Below are 17,258 nucleotides of genomic sequence, written 5' to 3'. Positions count from 1 at the left end.
GATGGAATGAAAACGCGCTTGCTTTTGGCATTGGGATTATTGGCTTCCACGGCGGCGGCTGCCTCCAGCTATCCGCTGACCGTCACCGATATGGACGGCAACACGCAAACCATTAATAAAGAACCCCAACACATCATTCTGCAGGATGGCCGCGATATTTTGACGCTGGCGCTGCTGGATCGTGACGATCCCTTTAAGCGTGTGGTGGCGTGGAATAATCTGCCGAAAAAACAGGACACCCAAACCTGGGATGTACTGAAAGGGCGCTGGCCAGAAGCGACGAAAATTGTCGATATGGGCTTTAACGATCAGGGTCAGGTTAATCTCGAAAGCGTGCTGGCGCAGAAACCCGATTTGATGATTGCACAGCTGCGCGCCAAACCGGCGTTACAGCAATCGGGCGTGCTCGATACGTTGCAGAATCTGCATATTCCGGTGGTGTTCGTGGATTATGAATTGCATCCCGCGCAGAACACCGCGCCGAGCGTTACGCTGATCGGTAAAGTGCTGAACCGCGAAACCCAGGCCAAGGCTTATACCGATTTCTATCAGCAGAAATTCGCGCGTATTACCCAAGGTGTGGCGGAAGTGAAAAATAAGCCGACGGTGTTTATTGAACCGATTGCCGGGAACAGTGACAACTGCTGCTTTACGCACAGCCACAATGGCTGGGGCGGATTGGTGGAAGCGGTGGGCGGCAAAAATATCGGTTCTGAACTGCTGCCGGGCAACGCCGGGTTTGTCGCGCTGGAAAAAATCATCGCGATGAAACCGGATGTGTACATCATGACCGGTTCAAAGCGTCCGAATGCCAATGTGCTGCCGTTTGGTTATGGTGTGCAGCCGCAGGAAGTGAAAGCCACCTTCCAGACGTTGCTGAAGCGCACCGGCCTGGCACAAATCGAGCCGGTGAAGCAGGGCCGCGTGTACGGCGTATATCACCACTTCTATAACCATCCGTACAACATCATCGGTATGGAAATTCTGGCGAAAGATCTCTATCCGCAACAATTTGCCGATCTGACGCCAAACGCGGATTTCCGCACTATCGTTAAAAACTTCACGACGTTGCCGGATAAGGCGATCGCGTTGAGTTACCCGAATAACCTGTAATCGGTCACATAAGTATCGTAGCGGCGCCATTCATTGCGCGATGAATGGCGCCGCTACGCAATGTGCGGTGAGTGAAGGGTTTCATGGTAACCCCTCGACCAATCAACATTCCTCAATGACAAGGTTAGATGTTATGTTATAACATAACTAAAAACAGCATTGCGCGTATGCTTATACGCCTTGTGAACCTTGTCATTCAGAGGAGTTACTATGTCCGCGTTATCCCCAACCCACGATGGTTTTAAAAAGCTTCCCGTCACTGTGCTCTCTGGCTTTCTCGGCGCGGGCAAGACCACGCTGCTCAACCATATTCTGAATAACCGCGAAGGACGCCGCGTGGCGGTGATCGTCAATGATATGTCAGAAGTGAATATTGATGCCGCGTTGGTGCGCGAAGGCGGGGCAGAGCTGTCACGTACCGACGAAAAGCTGGTGGAAATGAGCAACGGCTGCATCTGCTGCACGCTGCGCGAAGATCTGCTGTTGGAGGTCAATCGCCTGGCAAAAGAGGGCCGCTTTGATCACTTAGTGATCGAATCAACCGGCATTTCTGAACCGCTGCCGGTGGCGGAGACCTTCACCTTTGCCGATGAAGACGGGCAAAGTTTGTCTGCAGTCGCCTCGCTCGACACCATGGTGACGGTGGTCGATGGCTTTAACTTCCTGCGTGACTATGAATCGAATGAAAGCATTCAATCACGTGGAGAATCGCTGGGCGCTGAAGATGAGCGTACGGTGGTGGATTTGCTGGTCGATCAAATCGAGTTCTGCGATGTGCTGATTCTCAATAAAACCGACCTGATTAGCGAGACGGAAAAAACGCGACTGATGGCGATCCTGACGTCGCTCAATCCGCGCGCCAACGTCATCACCACTGAATTCGGCAAAGTGGGGCTGGATCAGGTTCTCAACACCGGTTTGTTTGATTTTGATGCCGCCGCGCAGGCGCCAGGCTGGCTGCAGGAATTACGTGGCGAACACACGCCCGAAACGGAAGAGTACGGCATTCGTAACTTCGTGTTCCGCGCGCGTCGTCCGTTCCATCCGATGCGCTTTTCTCACGTCATAGAAAACGAGATGCGCGGCGTGGTGCGTTCTAAAGGCTACTTCTGGCTCGCCAGTCGTCCGCGTCATGCCGGTTCATGGTCGCAGGCGGGCGGCGTTTCACGTCAGGGATTGGCCGGCATGTGGTGGGCCAGCGTACCCAAAGACCGCTGGCCGGACGATGCGGAAAACCTTGAATACATCTTAGAGAACTGGGTTGACGGTAGCGGCGACGCGCGTCAGGAACTGGTGTTTATCGGCATTGAAATGGATGAAACCGCGCTGCGGGAGAGGCTGGAAAGCGCGTTATTAACGGATGAGGAAATGGCGCTCGGACCCAATAACTGGGTTGGATTCCCCGATCCGTTCCAGCCTTGGTTTGACTGATGGCGTGTATCATTGGGAGATTGCTCAGTCTCCCTAACCCTTTCATCACGTTACCGCCATCCCTTCCGCGCTATCTCTCTCAAACGGTGCTCATATTCTGTACCTGGATCAGGGAAAAAGGCGCCGCTTTACAGTAAAAGACGGACTGGAAATCTCTGAAAGCGGTTAACAAACTCATTATTAACATTCTCAATAATCCACACCGCGAGTAAGCTTAACAAAACCTTTTTAAAGCCGAATGAGCAAACGGGAGAGCAAAATGGCAGTAAAAATGATTGCGGTGGATATGGATGGCACTTTTCTCGATGACAATAAACAGTACAACGCGCAGCGCTTTGCGCGTCAGTACGCGTTGCTGAAAGAGAAGGGCATTCGTTTCGTGGTCGCCAGCGGCAATCAGTATTATCAGTTGCTGCGCTACTTTCCTGACATCAAAGATGAGATCGCTTTTGTCGCGGAAAACGGCGCCTGGGTTTCTGACAGCAATGAAGAGATCTTCTGCGGTGAACTGGCGCCGGAGCGCGTGCATCAAATCCTTGATATTCTCGCTAAAGAGCCAGACATCAGCACGGTGGTCTGCGGCCGCAACGGTGCGTACGTACACACGTCGATGTCCGACGAAGTGATCGCCATGCTGGCGAATCATTATCATCGTCTGGAAAAGCGCGACAACCTGTACGATATCGATGACACCATTTTTAAGTTCTCACTGAATCTGGCGCATGAAGGCGTTGATGCCTTGATGGCGCGTTTGCACGCTGAACTGGGCGCGATTGAAAACATCATGCATCCGGTATCCAGTGGCTTTGGTTTTGTTGACTTGATTATTCCCGGCTGCCACAAAGCGCACGGCATTGCGCTACTGCAGGAAAAATGGGGCATCGATGATTGCGAAGTGGTGGCGGTAGGTGACAGCGCCAACGACATCGAAATGCTGCGTCAGGCTTGCTACAGCTTCTCGATGGCGAACGCTGCAGCCCCGGTTAGCGCCGTGTCGCGTTACAGAACCGAAAGCAATAATGACGAAGGCGCGCTTAACGTGATTGCGCGCATTCTGGCGCGAGAAGTCCCGTTTGGTTGAGAGATTTTCAGGTGCGCAAAATGCGCACCTGTCATCTCAGCGGCGCTTAACTGAAATATCCCGCCTCACGCATATCCTGCAGTAACCCCGGCCCGCTCGGCTGCCAGTTAAACGTCTGACGCGTCCAGGCGCTGGATGACGGATTATCGGTAGAGGCAAAAAAGGCCATCCAGCCTAACCACTCTTTGGCTTCTTCTGACGTCAGGCTTTTCACCGGTAACGCTAATCCGGCGCCGATGGTTTCGGCAATCTGTCGGAACGGCACGCCTTCTTCCTGAACCGCATGCAAAATCGCCCCAGGCTCAGCCCGTTCAGCGGCGAGACAAAACAGCTCAGCTGCATCGTCACGATGTACCGCAGGCCAGCGATTCTCCCCATCACCGACATACACCGCGGCACCTTTCTCTTTCGCCATATTAATAATCATCGGAATAAAACCGTGATCGCCGGCACCATGCACCGTCGGCGGTAAGCGCACCAGCGCCACACGCACACCGCTTTTGGCTAGCGCCAGCGCGGCCACGTTAGAATTTGAACGTGGATGCGCACCCGGTGCCGGACGAATCTGTTCAGTGGCGAGACGTCCTGGCGACACTAACGCAGTGCCGGTGGTGACAATCAGCGGTCGATCGGATCCTGCCAATACGTCACCCATTGCCAGAATGGCGCGTTGATCGACGTCGGCGGCATGATCCATACGGCTGAAATCGTGGATATAACCGGCATGGATCACGCCATCGCTCTGTTCCACCGCCTTGCGCAGCCCGACGAGATCTTGCAAATCGCCGCGAATCACCTGCACACCTTGCTGCTGCAGTTTTTCTGCGGAAGCCTCGCTGCGCGCCAGACCTTGCACCTCATAACCGCGTGCCTGCAGTTTTTTCACAATGGCGGAACCGATAAAACCGCTCGCCCCGGTCACAAAAATTCGCATATTCCTGCTCCACTTTTTCAAAGTTGAAGCACTATCATAAAAGGCTGCGACACGGCGAAAAGTCGTGAGCTTATACAGGTATATGCACTAACAGGATAAAGGCATGACTCAGCAAGATGACAATGTGCTCGGCAACTATCTGCGCGAACGCCGCCAGCGCCTGGACGCGGCGAAACTCGGCTACACCTTGCTGCGCCGCCGGACGCCGGGCCTGCGCCGGGAAGAAGTGGCGGTGCGCGCCTGCGTCAGCACCACGTGGTATACCTGGCTGGAGCAGGGCAGAGGGGGGCGCCCTCTGAAGAAGTGCTGGAACGTTTAGCTCGTGCGTTAGAGCTCAGTGCCGCCGAGCGCGATCACCTGTTTTTGCTGGCACAGAATCGGCTGCCGGGCGTGACATGGCAAGCGGGCGTGGATGTTTCGCCTTCGCTACAGCGCGTACTTGATAGCATGGAGAACACGCCTGCACTGGTCAAAACAGCTGAATGGCAGGTCGTGGCGTGGAACCGTGCAGCAACCAAAGTGTTTGTTGATTATGCCGAGCTGCCGCCCGCCCAGCGTAATATCCTGTTGATGATGTTTCGGAACGAAGAGATGAAAAAGCGTCTACCGGATTGGCATAAAGTCACGCGTGGCATGGTGGCCAACTTCCGCGCGGACGTGGCGCGGACCGGTGCTAGCGAGCATGTGCGCGCGCTGGTGGATGAGCTGTGCGAAATGAGCGATACCTTCCGCCAGCTGTGGCAATCGCAGGAAGTGAGTCAGCATGGCGAAGGTATCAAACAGCTGTGGCTGCCTGATGAAGGCGTGTTGGAGCTGGAATACAGCACCTTCGCGGTTGAAGGCAAGCCCGGTCTAAGTTTAGTGGTGTTTAATCCGCGCCAGCAGCACGATCGGGATTGTGTGTCGCGGCTAATGGCGTGTCCGTAGCGGCGCGATAGTGGGCTTCCATCGCATCCAGCGCCGCCTGATTTTCCAGTCCCCACTGATACATCTGCTCGATCGGCACCGCAAACGTCATGCCAAGCGGTGTTAAGCGATAATCAACTTTCGGCGGCACCACATCATAAACGTGGCGGGCAATCAGCCCGCGTTGCTCCAGCTCTTTCAGCGTCTGAAACAGCATCTTCTTTGAAATCCCCTGCAGGCTGCGCTGTAACTCGCCGGTGCGCGCGCGATGATTGGGCCAGTGATAGAGAGCGTGCAGAACCATGCTGCTCCATTTCACCGAAAACAGATCCATCAAGCGTCGCGGCGGCGAATTCGCATAAAAAAACAGTTTACCGTCAACTATTGCGGGCATCGCTTGCGTCTCCTCTGTGGTTACCAAATGGTAACTACTATCAATTTTGCACCATGTTCACTATAGTCTGCCGCCTTCAGCTAGCCATAGCCAGCTCATTTCGGAGGCACTATGAAAATCAATGCATTAGTCGCACACGACGCGGCCAAACCGCTCTCTTCCAGCCAAATCGCGCTGCGCCCGCTGCAGCAGCAGGATGTCAAAATTGAAATTCTGTATTGCGGGGTATGCCATTCGGACCTGCATATGGCACGCAACGAATGGGCGGTAAGTCGTTACCCGCTGGTGCCGGGGCATGAAATCGTTGGACGCGTAGTGGAAACCGGCGCGGACGTAACGAATTTCACCACTGGCGATATTGTCGGCGTGGGCGTGATGGTCGATTCCTGCCGTGAATGTCATTTCTGCCAACAGAAAGAAGAGCAGTATTGTGAATCTGGCTTTGTCGCAACGTATAACGGCATTGATAAATATACTGGCGACAGCACGTGGGGCGGATACGCGCAAAATGTAGTGGTCGATCAGCACTTCGTGGTGTCCGTGCCGCAAACTTTACCCTTAGCTGGCGTTGCGCCGCTGCTCTGTGCGGGCGTGACCGTATGGTCGCCGCTGCGTTACTTTAACGTGAAGGCCGGTGATAAAGTTGGCGTAGTTGGTTTGGGCGGCTTAGGTCATATGGCTGTTAAGCTGGCCAGCGCAATGGGCGCGGAAGTGACGCTGTTCACCACTTCACCGGCGAAAGGTGAAGATGCGCTGCGCTTAGGCGCCACGCGCGTGGTGGTATCACGCGATGCGGAGCAGATGGCTGCCGCGCAAACTTCACTGGATTTCATTGTGGACTGCGTGTCGGCACCACACGATCTCGATCCTTACCTTGCTACGCTGAAAACCAATGGTCGCTTGGTGCTGGTCGGCATACCTGAGCAACCGCATCACTCTCCTAACGTCACGCCGATGGTGAATCGTCGCTTGAGCATTAGCGGATCGTCGATTGGTAGCATTCAGGAAACCCAGGAAATGCTGGATTTCTGTGGCCAGCACAATATCACTGCCGATATCGAACTGATTGCTGGTGAAGAGATCGAAACGGCCTTCGCACGTATGTTGAAGGGCGATGTGAAGTACCGTTTCGTTATCGATATGCAAGCAACCCATTGGTAAAACACTTATCGCCTGCGCTTGTAAGCAGGCGATTTCATCCTGAAATCGCCGGGGTAAATATGTTCATTGCATTGATATAATGGAGGTTTACCCCTTAACCGGCTGTATCAGCTCGCCAGAGATAAATAGCGCATATAGTTACAACATACTTTAACGTGTTAAATTAATAGCACCTTGCTTTAACTCTGGTGCGACCAGCCGGTTCAACAGCAAAAACGCGGTTTTTATGCTCAACTTTGGCAATCCATCCATTCGAGATTTCTTATTTAACCGCATCAGTCATTTCCGCTTTAGTGGAAGTTTTGCTTCCGCTTAAAACAGGTTTTACTCCTATCCAATTGAAAATAAATCTTAATTTTTATGGCATGTAAATTGCTCTATAGGGATTTAACGTATAATCGATATCATAGCCATGAAAAAAATTATCACTTTTGGAACCTTTGATGTGTTCCATGTCGGGCATTTACATATCTTACAGCGCGCAAAAAAGCTGGGTGACTGGCTAGCCGTTGGGGTCTCTTCCGATGCCTTGAACTTTCACAAAAAAGGGCGCTGTCCCGTTTATGATGAAAATGACAGAATGTCGATTATCGCGGGAATTAAATATGTCGATGTGGTTTTTCTGGAAGAATCGCTGGAATTGAAGGCTGACTATATTAAAAAATATAACGCCGATACCTTGGTGATGGGCGATGACTGGAAAGGGAAGTTTGATAAATTTTCTTCACTCGCTGAAGTCATCTATTTAGAACGCACCCCTTCAGTATCGACAACCTCTTTGATTGAAGTAATCAAAAAGTATTAACGCTTCAATTAAAAAGCCGTTAATTCACAGCGTTTGATGCGGTTATCGGGCCCTGTTTGTTTATCAACCCGTCAGCGCCGCGGGCTTGCCTTAAAAAACCTATTTGCTGTTTTCAGCGGCGCGTCACATCCTGCAATTACTTTTCGCACAATCCTTAATAAACATTTCCCACACCGCTCCGATAACTGCTTTAGAAACTTTACAAAAACAACAAACGCAGGAGCAGGGAACATGGGGCTGGTATCCCGATTACGTAATGTGCGCATCACGCGTAAGCTGTCGGCAGGATTCGGTATAGTGCTGTTGTTAGTGGCGCTGGCGACTGGGTTGAGCGTGCAGCGCTTCAATGCTATTCACGATATCTATCAGAAAACCAACCTGATTTATGACATCAACATCGAAGTGTTCCAGGCCAAAATTAATCGCCTCAAATATCTTTATGGCGATGACAAATCCGGTCAGGTGATGGCGAATTACGTCACACATGCGCAGCAGCTCACCCGCGAAGCGAACCAGCTTTCATGGTCGGATGGCGCCAGAGTGCGGATGGATGAACTCGGCACGCACCTCGCCAGTTTCCAGAGCAGCATTGGCGCCATGACGCAAGCCACGCAGCAACTCAATAGCCTGCGCGCGCAACTCGATTCCTTAAGCCAGCAAGACATGACCTCGCGCTACACCCAACTGATTCGCACCCCCGTTACCCATCCTGAACTCACCAATCAAATTTATGAGCAGCTTTTCGCCATTAGCAACGTGCGCGAAGAAGCCTGGGCGCTGCGTTTTAACGTCAGCGATGCGCTGCGTAAAACACTGGAGAATCATTTCCAACAGGCCGATCAGGGTATGAACGCGTTGCTGGCGCAGTTGCCGCCGGAGCAGCAGGGCGGATTTACCGCGCTGTGGCAGGATACTGAAAAATTTAAAGGCCTCAGCCTGCAAGCGGCGGATGCTTATGGCCAGCTGGTTGCTGCAGAGAATACGGTAAAAGTCGCTGGCGATAAGAGCAGTGCGGCCATCAAACAGATTATTACCATCGTCAAAGCGCGCAATGATGAACTGGCTAACGGCTCAGCGGCGATGTCGCTGCTGATTGGTGGACTGGCGATTCTGTTTGGCATTTTGGTGGCGTGGTACATCATTCGCCAAATTACACGTCCGGTGTTTCATAACCTGGAACTGGCAGAGCGTATTGCCAATGGCGATCTCAGTTCACAGTTTGCTACCGATCGCCATGATGAACTCGGCAAATTGACCTCGGCAATGGGGCGCATGAATGAACGACTGCGCAGCATGATCGGTGATGTGCTGACCAGTGTGAGTAGCGTGTCGCAGGCGGCGAGCGCTATTAATCAGGGTAACCTTGATCTGTCATCGCGCACCGAACAACAAGCGGCGGCGGTGGTAGAAACCGCTGCCAGCATGGAGCAGCTGACCGCAACGGTGAAAAACAACGCCGCTAATGCGCGTCAGGCAAGTCAGATTGCCGCTGAGGCCTCGCAAAACGCCAATAAAGGCGGCATCGCCGTGCGTGATGTGGTGAACACCATGGGTGAAATTTCCGAAAGCTCGAAGAAGATCGCCGATATCACCGCGGTAATTAACAGCATCGCTTTCCAGACCAATATCCTTGCGTTAAACGCGGCGGTGGAAGCGGCGCGAGCGGGCGAGCAGGGACGAGGCTTTGCCGTGGTGGCCAGCGAAGTACGCAATCTGGCGCAGCGCAGTGCCGGTGCGGCGAAAGATATTGAGCAGCTCATCAGCGAATCAGTCGGACGCATCAGCAACGGGCACCAGCAAGTGGCGCGCGCGGGTGAAACTATGGACCACATTCTCGGCAGCATCGCGCGCGTGAATGAAATCATGGAAGAGATTTCAGCGGCGTCAGATGAACAGAGCCGCGGCATCGAGCAGATTGCCCGTGCGGTGGGCGAGCTCGATGCCACCACGCAACAGAATGCCACGCTGGTTAGCGCCTCTTCCCACTCGGCGAATTCGCTGGAAGAGCAGGCGATGATGCTGGAACGGCTGGTGGCACAATTCCGCTTACAGGGTGCTGCTCGCTAGAAAAAGTCACAGTGGAAGTCGGTCCAGATGGTCTTCCACTGTCTTTGATTAAAGCGGAATGTGGACTTTTTGTTCGGCCACATAATCGCAAGGTAAATATTCTTAAAATAAAGCGATCCGCTGCTACTTTTTCCCGTTAAACTGCAATTCTTGTCGCCCTGATACCTCTCTCGTGCATGAACTATTACTCACCTGACGATAGCCATTTGAAGCGGCGCTCTCAACGCTTCGTACGCCGCATGTTTATCATGCGCCAGCTCGGCACGATTTTATGTTTTTTCCCGATTCTCTCGGTAATGATGGAGAGGGATCGTGGCCTGGCGTTTAGCGCCCTGTTATTTTTGAACGCTTTTCTCTGGCCGTGGCTGGCCTATCGCCGCGCACTGCGTGCCGAAGATTCCACGACCACCGAGCGGCACAACTTGACGCTCGATGCCGCATTTGGCGGCATATGGGTGGCGCTAATGGCGTTGAGCCCGCTGCCCTCATTTATCATCATGGCGGTGCTGGCATCCGATCGCTATGCCGCAGGCGGACCTGCACAATTGATTGCTGCAATGCAGGCGTTTCTTTGCGCGTTTATATTGGTTTGGTTGGTAGATGGTGCGGACGTCAATCTCACATTCAGTCTGCGAACCGTTTGGCTCAGTTTGCCGCTAGCAACCTGCTACATGCTGGTTCTGAGCGTTACCTCGTACAATCTCACCTGGCAACTGCGCAAACGTAACCGCGAGCTGGAACGCATTGCGCTAATGGATCCCGGTCTGGAAATCCCTAATCGCCGTCTGTTTGAGCGGCGGCTGGAAAGTGAATTTCTCAGTACGCGGCGCGGCGATAGCGCGGGTTATTTGCTGCTGATGGATCTCGATTATTTCAAATCGGTCAACGATACGTGGGGGCACGAAGCGGGAGATTTTTTGCTGGCGGAGATCTCCACGCTGCTGCGCAATTCTGTAGGATTACAGGATATCCCTGCGCGTTTTGGCGGCGATGAGTTGGGCGTGATTGTACATCATGCCAACGACGAATCAGTGATGGCGCTGGCGCAACGCTTGCGAGAAAAGATTGCGCAGGTGCGCTTACCGGCATCGGCAGAGTATCGTTGTTCGGTGAGTATAGGTATTGCGTCGGCAGCCCATGCGGAGTCGATTCGTCACTGGCTGCGCCACGCTGATGAAGCGCTATATGAGGTGAAACGCGCCGGACGCAACGGTGTGCGCGTTTGGCAACCGTCGCTTGCCGGCGCGGCCTGAATTACCCGAATTCGGGTTCGCAGTACACAGGAACGTTCAGCGAGTTAGCGATAAAACAGGCCTCATGGGCTTGATGATGCAGTTCACGCGCGCGATCCGCATCCGCCGGATCGCGCAGTGTAATGCGCGGTTTCAGCGTGATGCGGGTAAACCGGCCACGCGTCCCTTCAATCATTGTCCCTTCCGCCGCATCCTCATACGCTTCTACGACAATGCCGGCGTCAGAACACAGATGCAGATACCACAATTTGTGGCAGGCTGAGGCCGAAGCCAGCAGCAACTCCTCCGGGTTCCAGCGCGTTGCATCCCCGCGAAACGCCGGGTCGGCGCTCAGCGCCACCGTCTCTTTGCCTGCGGCAATCAGCTCAGCGTTACGATCGTAAGCGGTATAGGAAGCAGTGCCTTTGCCGCGGTTGCCTGTCCAGCGCACCGTGACCTGATAATGGTGTTCCTGTGCTGCCATTTTTGACGCTCCTTTCGTATGAACATTACTGCAGCAGACTATCACGCAGCGCCTATTACCAAATCCTCAAAATTTTCTTTTTTCCGTCTCGCAGAGGGAGATCAAACTGGCGGCTTCATCGCTGGCGTTGCTAATGGGCGTGGCGATGCTGCAGATATCCATCAATCACAGTAGAGTGATGACACAGCTGAAGTTAGCCATATTGAACGTCATTTTAATGAGTAAAGCGTGGGTGACCGTACGGTGGCGTTATTTTTTCAAAGATATGATGGCACGGATATTGGGAAAGTTTATGGCATGGCAAAATATTTTAACGTTCGTTAAGGTCATTAATAAACGAAGCGGTTTCATTAATATAAACATGTAAAATGAATGACTGTATTGAATGGGTGAATAAAAAATAATTTCCGTGCATTTTTTTAAATTTTCTATAAATTGACCTGGCGGTCCTCACCGCACGTAACGAATGATGCTTTGCATCGCCTCTGAAAGCGTTAAGGATTTCCACTTTCAGAGGTAATTTTTTACCTGCTATACCTGCACGGTAAGATAAATCATATCAGGAATATTCATCGGTTTTAAATTAGCCCTAATAAAGCGTTCCAGTTTTGATAACATGGCGTAACTTTAATATGGGGCTTATTGATTGTCTTATAAGTGCATAAGGTTTTTAGGCAACAGAATTTAGGCAAATCTAATAAGTAACAGAGATTGTATTTTATGTCAGGTGCGCAACTCAATTTCAGGAAAAGCATGAATCACCCGCTGATGACACTGTCTGAACGGGAGCTGAACGTGCGGTAATGCGTTCATCGTTATGTGGATTTAGCGTTACATGAAAAACAGCGGTGAAGTAAACGTTTGCGATATTCGCATCGGCGAGGCCGTAAAAGCACTGCCAGCCGAAAAAGCCATGATCTCGCGACGAGCACGCCTTTTAACTCGATGTGCTGTGCAATTGCCTTGAAATCGTTGTGGGCCGCACGCCTGACGATGAAGGCCAAACATCTTGCCCACCACCACGTTTCCGGCGGGGTGAGAGGTATGAAATCCCCGCCAGTTAAGATGTTCGTCTAGTCGGATGTTGGTCAGAAAGATTTAATGGTATACTGTATATATGTCCACTGAAATCTGGAGTTCATTTGAGCGATGACACAACTGTGCAAGACATCCACGCCATCATTGGGGCAGCCGTCACTCGCCTGCTAACACCAGACCAACATCTTAAGCTTCACCAACTCATTGCTGAACTGCAGCTGATGAAGGTTCACTCTGCCGGAGTGGAGAGGCGTGATGTTTGTGAACGAGCCATTAGACTACTTGCGCAGCAGATGCACTGAGCGTAAATACGCGGAATACCATGCTCTGCCATCCCTAAGACGTTCAGCTGACATGCGTGAGATTACCCAATACGTGTGAAGTCGCAGGGTTAACTCTCTCCAGCTCGCCTCAACGAGTCATCCATTTTGCATGTATGCATCGCTCTGTTCTCTGAGATTTCACTGCTCATGAGTTACCAGTAAAAGTATGCCCAGCGATCTTCCTCACCCGGGGTAGAACCGACCACGATTTTTAATGCGTTGAGTAGCACATCAAGTTGCAGTGGATCAGAGGTGACCTCGATTTCCGTAATGAGGCGCAAAATGATGGCACTGTTAGTCACGCTCATACCCTGGCTAACTAACTGTTGCACTACGGCGTCGACAATAGCTGTTTCCGCAGAAAATTTGTCACCTGCATTGTGGAGATGATGAGCGACGTCTTTTTCACCGGACGTAAACTGTGTAGTTTGTTGCATTTTCTCTCCCCTTTTGTCAGATATTCCTGAAGCAACATTTACTTAAGCTTGTACTTTATACGCCCCACATCCCGGGGCACTCAGGATAGAAATCTGTGTTCAAGCACCGAAAAGCCATCCAGCGTTAAATTTAGAACATATTGCTGTTATTACCTGTCTTTTTACTCCCAATAGTCTTACGGCGAGGATTCTTGTCTGCCTGCAGGATGTCTAAAACCATTTTACCCAGAGTTTCTTGCTGAGCTGGGGCCGTTCACTTGCGGGAATAATGCCCGATACCGCTGGCTTTATCCGGCTATTTAGACATCTCTGGACGCAGGCGAACCTCGTAAGAGATTGAAATAGAGTCGAACCTGTTTGAGCATAAAGTTAGACAACATACCAAAACTTGTACAGAAATTACTGTTATGTACAGGTGCGTTTTTAGCGAAAAAATGCTTATCTTTTATTATCAATCAATTACAGTAGAGTAAATGGTGAAAAGATAGGCATTTCTTGTCTTCCAAAGGGAAAGTCTGCGCGCAAAAGGGGGATTTATCGGTAGGAAATGAAAGGCCAGGAGTGAGATAGGGAGGATGTCGATTGATTACGGAGCGCCCTGAGGCGCGTCCTCTGATGGAATCAGGCCGGGCGTTATTTAGCTATTTCTGCCTGGCGCCTGTACGTGACCGGATCCGGCAAGCCAGCGTAACTCTTCACGATTTCGTGGAGACGTATTGACGAAGCTTTTTAGCCAGCGCCTTGCCTCAGCAATCTGTGCAAGTCTGTAATCGCTAACGTCGTATTCGGCCATGGTGCCCAACTCTGTAATCAGTGAATCAATGTTGATTTCTTTCTGGCTGGTGGCAAGGTTAAACACTGCTTCGCCAATAATGATGTGCCCTTGTTCTTCATCATGAAATAACACTGTGTTTCCTCCAATAAATTTGTGGTAACCACAGTGGACAGTGTAGTAACAAACCTCATCATGTTCCTGTCTAAATCCAAGGGCAGTGATTTTATACCTTTATTTCGAACTTTGTAACAGTGAAAGGTTACTTCCAACTTGTTGATAAGTAAGTTAAATAAAAAGCATTATTTACATGTCGCATTTTTTATAAAGAATAGTCTCAATTTGTTATGGCCTTATTTGAAATCGTTTTCAAACCAAACGGTAGCTAAAATTACAAGATTTCTTATCCAAACATCATTAATAAGCGAATAAATATTACCAAAATAAGTAAGGGGCATGCATCCTTACAAAGTTGCAATAGCGCTGACATGAGGTAAATTTCAGAAGGTCATTTAAAACCGCTAAAGCTAAAAATACACATACCGCCATCCGCTGTTTAATCAAACGAAATCAGCCAGTTTGGTTTAGGAGTCGCGTTTAAGAGACAAGAGGGTATTTGATAGGGTAGAGAGTGTCGTCCCTGACATATTCTCCGGCCGGTACACGTTTAAACGTGACCGCTGAGGTCATCTTCGTCGTCGTCTTCCGGCCAGAGCCGGACTACGTCCTTTGGCGTCAGTTCGTCTCGTCGTTAAGGCCTGCAAGCGTCTGCAGGTAAGGCACATGTCGCACAGCACGCTCGGGCTCATCAAAACTCTTCAGCCAGTTGCTTGCTTCAGAAATATCAGACAACCGTGCATCGCTGCCGCCAGCATTTGCCATATAGTCAAGTTCGTCAATTAGCGAATGAACACTCACCACTCGTTGACCTAATGCGATGCTTAATGCCGCTTCGCCAATAATGACGTAGCCTTTCTCGTCGTGTTGAAAAGACATAATACATCCTCCATTTAACGTTTATGACAACCTCAACACCAACTGTAGGCCCAAAGGAAAATATTGCTCAAGGTTTATTCCTAAAAGTCATATAAGCATAAATTTAAATATGTTTTATAGCTGTTACTGTTTCGGCTTGTTACTAGATGGCAGCGGCAGATTTAACTCTCTTTGACAGTCTGGGAGAGGTAATAATTGCAGTGAGCAAACCCGTATAGATATTAAGGTTTTGAGCCGGGTGAATTCGTTCATTAAGCGTTACCTTCGTTTATCCTGCCTGATATTGGCACTCACTGTAGTTTTAAAGAGAAATGAACATTCCTGGCCTATGCAAGCCTATTTAAGGTATTGCCATGAATCGGTAAGTAGTTTGATGAGACGTCATGGATGTAGAGATCTGCTTTTATTAAGGATAGCGCTGAGCGCATCAATTTTTGCGTAAAATACGGGAAAATTAATCCAAAAGTCTTCAGTCCATCATATGTGAATGACGACTTGTCTAAACGTTAAGCACAGATACATTCACATCAATCACTTCTTTTCAATTATGCCCTGCGGATTAAAGATTGTGGCTGAATCAGCCGATAAACACAGATCAGCCATCTTAGCACTGCAATGGGCCATTGATGATTTTGGTCCTCTCTGTAGCTGAATGGCACCCTGGAGAATGTTGCTTAACAGGCTGCAGCGAGCGACGGCGTTTGTGCCAGCCATTCTCTTTATCAGAGATTCTTTCCGAAGCACCTGCGGGGTTTTGGAAGCAGTTTGAAATGTATACAGCATCGTCAGCAAATAACGGAACCATCAGCATGCACATCGCGATCAAACCTACCCTCTCCGCCGTTTGGTCCACGGACGAACAAGGCATTTGCATCGCTAGCCAGGAGTGCCCTGCTGGCTTAATGCCAGTACTTAAAGGCATAACCCTCAGTGAATGGCTTAGATTCGCGCAGGCTGATGAAGATGCAAAGATCGCGCTGCAACTGACCGCAGCATTAGAATTTAAAACATCCTTTCATATTGAAGTGCCGATCAATTGCCTGGATGGGACGATGCGGCATGTGATTGTTTCAGGCCTGCCAGCATGCCAGCCAGGTGCATCTCGTCTGCAGTACAGCGGCTTCGTTCTGGATATTACCGGACAGCGTAAAGCCCTTGAGGACGCGCTGCGTACGGCGACAGAATACCGTCTGTTAATTGAAAACAGCACGGATCTGATCGCCCATTGCGATGCAGATGGCCGGTACGTTTCGATCTCGCCTTCTTACAGCGAAATGATTGGCTGGTCAGCAGCTGAAATAGTAGGCCAGCGAGTGGTGGACTTTCTGCATCCCGACGACCGTACACCCGCTACGGAAGTATTGGTCAATATCTTCAACGGTGCTGAACTGCCGGACGTTGTCGAGGTGCGCAAGCTACATCGCCATGGTCACTACATTACGCTTGGCACGAAGGCCTGCGGCGTCAGCGATCCCTCTACCGGCAAAAACATCGGGGCAGTGCTGGTTTCGCGCGATATTACGCGTGACAAAGAGAAGATGATGATGCTCGAGCAGTTGGCTACCCGCGACACCTTAACGGGATTGCCCAATCGAGCCTGGATTAACGACAGGGTGCTTGGCATGCTCGCGCAGGGCGAAGACCTTTGCTATACGACGGTTCTGTTCATCGATCTCAATGGGTTCAAGGCAGTCAATGATTCAATGGGACACGCGGTGGGGGATGTGTTGCTGCAACGGGTAAGTGAACGGCTACAAAGTTGCATGCGTCCGGGCGACTCGGTCGCGCGTCTGGGGGGAGATGAGTTCGTGGTCGCAGCCAAATGTTCCAATCGCGAGGCGGCTTCCGCCATCGCCCAGCGCCTCATTGATGGCCTGAAAGCGCCATTTATACTCAATAACGTGGAAGTACAAATCGGGGCAGCTATCGGCATTAGCCTCGCACAGTTCGGGCAAGCCACCGCCAAAACCTTATTCGAAAATGCCGATTTGGCGATGTATCAGGCGAAAGCACGACGTGATGGGTCTTATCAGTTTTTCGAGCCTGCTACCTTGCCGTTGCAAGATTAGGCGAGTCGGCTTCGC

General features: G+C 51.0%; 14 protein-coding genes and 1 pseudogene. 9 read left to right on the top strand and 6 right to left on the bottom strand.

Translation table 11 applies throughout. The features are described from left to right. The first annotated feature begins 6 nt into the window (after positions 1-6). From ACRQ84_RS22050 to ACRQ84_RS22040, 3 genes are all read left to right on the top strand, one after another. Complete coding sequence (locus ACRQ84_RS22050; protein WP_483818120.1) at positions 7-1,113, top strand: ABC transporter substrate-binding protein; 1,107 nt, start codon at positions 7-9, stop codon at positions 1,111-1,113. A 210-nt stretch (positions 1,114-1,323) separates the two neighbouring features. Then, on the top strand, positions 1,324-2,544 hold the full coding sequence (gene zigA, locus ACRQ84_RS22045; protein WP_483818119.1) for a zinc metallochaperone GTPase ZigA: 1,221 nt from the start codon (positions 1,324-1,326) through the stop codon (positions 2,542-2,544). 259 nt (positions 2,545-2,803) lie between these two features. Next, on the top strand, positions 2,804-3,625 hold the full coding sequence (locus tag ACRQ84_RS22040) for a Cof-type HAD-IIB family hydrolase (protein ID WP_064741418.1): 822 nt from the start codon (positions 2,804-2,806) through the stop codon (positions 3,623-3,625). A 46-nt stretch (positions 3,626-3,671) separates the two neighbouring features. On the opposite strand, the gene ACRQ84_RS22035 is transcribed toward ACRQ84_RS22040, so the two are convergent. Continuing rightward, positions 3,672-4,559 (bottom strand): SDR family oxidoreductase, encoded by an 888-nt coding sequence (locus ACRQ84_RS22035; RefSeq protein ID WP_483818118.1) that lies wholly within the window; start codon positions 4,557-4,559, stop codon positions 3,672-3,674. A gap of 103 nt (positions 4,560-4,662) precedes the next feature. On the opposite strand from ACRQ84_RS22035, the pseudogene ACRQ84_RS22030 reads away from it, so the two are divergent. Then, positions 4,663-5,486, top strand: a pseudogene (locus ACRQ84_RS22030) (helix-turn-helix transcriptional regulator). On the opposite strand, the gene ACRQ84_RS22025 reads toward ACRQ84_RS22030, so the two are convergent. Further along, the gene (locus tag ACRQ84_RS22025; RefSeq protein ID WP_483818117.1) at positions 5,428-5,859 is read right to left on the bottom strand and encodes a winged helix-turn-helix transcriptional regulator; all 432 of its coding nucleotides are present in this window, start codon (positions 5,857-5,859) and stop codon (positions 5,428-5,430) included. The pseudogene ACRQ84_RS22030 and the gene ACRQ84_RS22025 sit on opposite strands and share 59 nt — an antisense overlap. A 111-nt stretch (positions 5,860-5,970) precedes the next feature. Here ACRQ84_RS22025 and ACRQ84_RS22020 point away from each other — a divergent pair, with 111 nt between their 5' ends. The 4 genes from ACRQ84_RS22020 (at position 5,971) to ACRQ84_RS22005 (ending at position 11,145) form a co-directional block, all read left to right on the top strand. Further along, on the top strand, positions 5,971-7,020 hold the full coding sequence (locus ACRQ84_RS22020) for an NAD(P)-dependent alcohol dehydrogenase (RefSeq protein WP_483818116.1): 1,050 nt from the start codon (positions 5,971-5,973) through the stop codon (positions 7,018-7,020). 412 nt (positions 7,021-7,432) lie between these two features. Next, positions 7,433-7,825 carry an FAD synthase family protein gene (locus ACRQ84_RS22015; RefSeq protein WP_483818115.1) on the top strand — a complete coding sequence of 131 codons (393 nt, stop codon included), beginning with the start codon at positions 7,433-7,435 and terminating at the stop codon, positions 7,823-7,825. A gap of 231 nt (positions 7,826-8,056) precedes the next feature. Continuing rightward, a complete protein-coding gene (locus ACRQ84_RS22010) occupies positions 8,057-9,892 on the top strand; it encodes a methyl-accepting chemotaxis protein (protein ID WP_483818114.1) in 1,836 nt (611 codons plus the stop codon). 176 nt (positions 9,893-10,068) lie between these two features. After that, positions 10,069-11,145, top strand: coding sequence for a diguanylate cyclase (locus ACRQ84_RS22005; protein WP_483818113.1), 1,077 nt, complete (start codon positions 10,069-10,071; stop codon positions 11,143-11,145). Between the two features lies 1 nt (position 11,146). Here the strand turns inward: ACRQ84_RS22005 and ACRQ84_RS22000 are convergent, their stop codons facing one another. The 4 genes from ACRQ84_RS22000 to ACRQ84_RS21985 form a co-directional block, all read right to left on the bottom strand. Next, positions 11,147-11,608: an OsmC family protein gene (locus tag ACRQ84_RS22000; protein ID WP_483818112.1), complete on the bottom strand. Its 462-nt coding sequence runs from the start codon at positions 11,606-11,608 to the stop codon at positions 11,147-11,149. A 1,513-nt stretch (positions 11,609-13,121) separates the two neighbouring features. After that, entirely contained in the window at positions 13,122-13,406 is a 285-nt protein-coding gene (locus tag ACRQ84_RS21995; RefSeq protein ID WP_483818111.1) for a biofilm development regulator YmgB/AriR family protein, read from the bottom strand. 637 nt (positions 13,407-14,043) lie between these two features. Continuing rightward, the gene (locus ACRQ84_RS21990) at positions 14,044-14,313 is read right to left on the bottom strand and encodes a hypothetical protein (RefSeq protein WP_483818110.1); all 270 of its coding nucleotides are present in this window, start codon (positions 14,311-14,313) and stop codon (positions 14,044-14,046) included. A gap of 600 nt (positions 14,314-14,913) precedes the next feature. Continuing rightward, entirely contained in the window at positions 14,914-15,174 is a 261-nt protein-coding gene (locus ACRQ84_RS21985; RefSeq protein ID WP_483818109.1) for a hypothetical protein, read from the bottom strand. Between the two features lie 809 nt (positions 15,175-15,983). Here ACRQ84_RS21985 and ACRQ84_RS21980 point away from each other — a divergent pair. Next, positions 15,984-17,243, top strand: coding sequence for a diguanylate cyclase domain-containing protein (locus ACRQ84_RS21980; RefSeq protein ID WP_483818526.1), 1,260 nt, complete (start codon positions 15,984-15,986; stop codon positions 17,241-17,243). Positions 17,244-17,258: the final 15 nt, after the last annotated feature.

Origin of the sequence: Pantoea sp. E2023-21, from assembly GCF_051302795.1 — a bacterium.
Lineage (GTDB): Bacteria > Pseudomonadota > Gammaproteobacteria > Enterobacterales > Enterobacteriaceae > Pantoea > Pantoea ludwigii_A.
The sequence above is the reverse complement of the archived record's forward strand: the minus strand, read 5'-3'. Positions and strand labels throughout refer to the sequence as shown.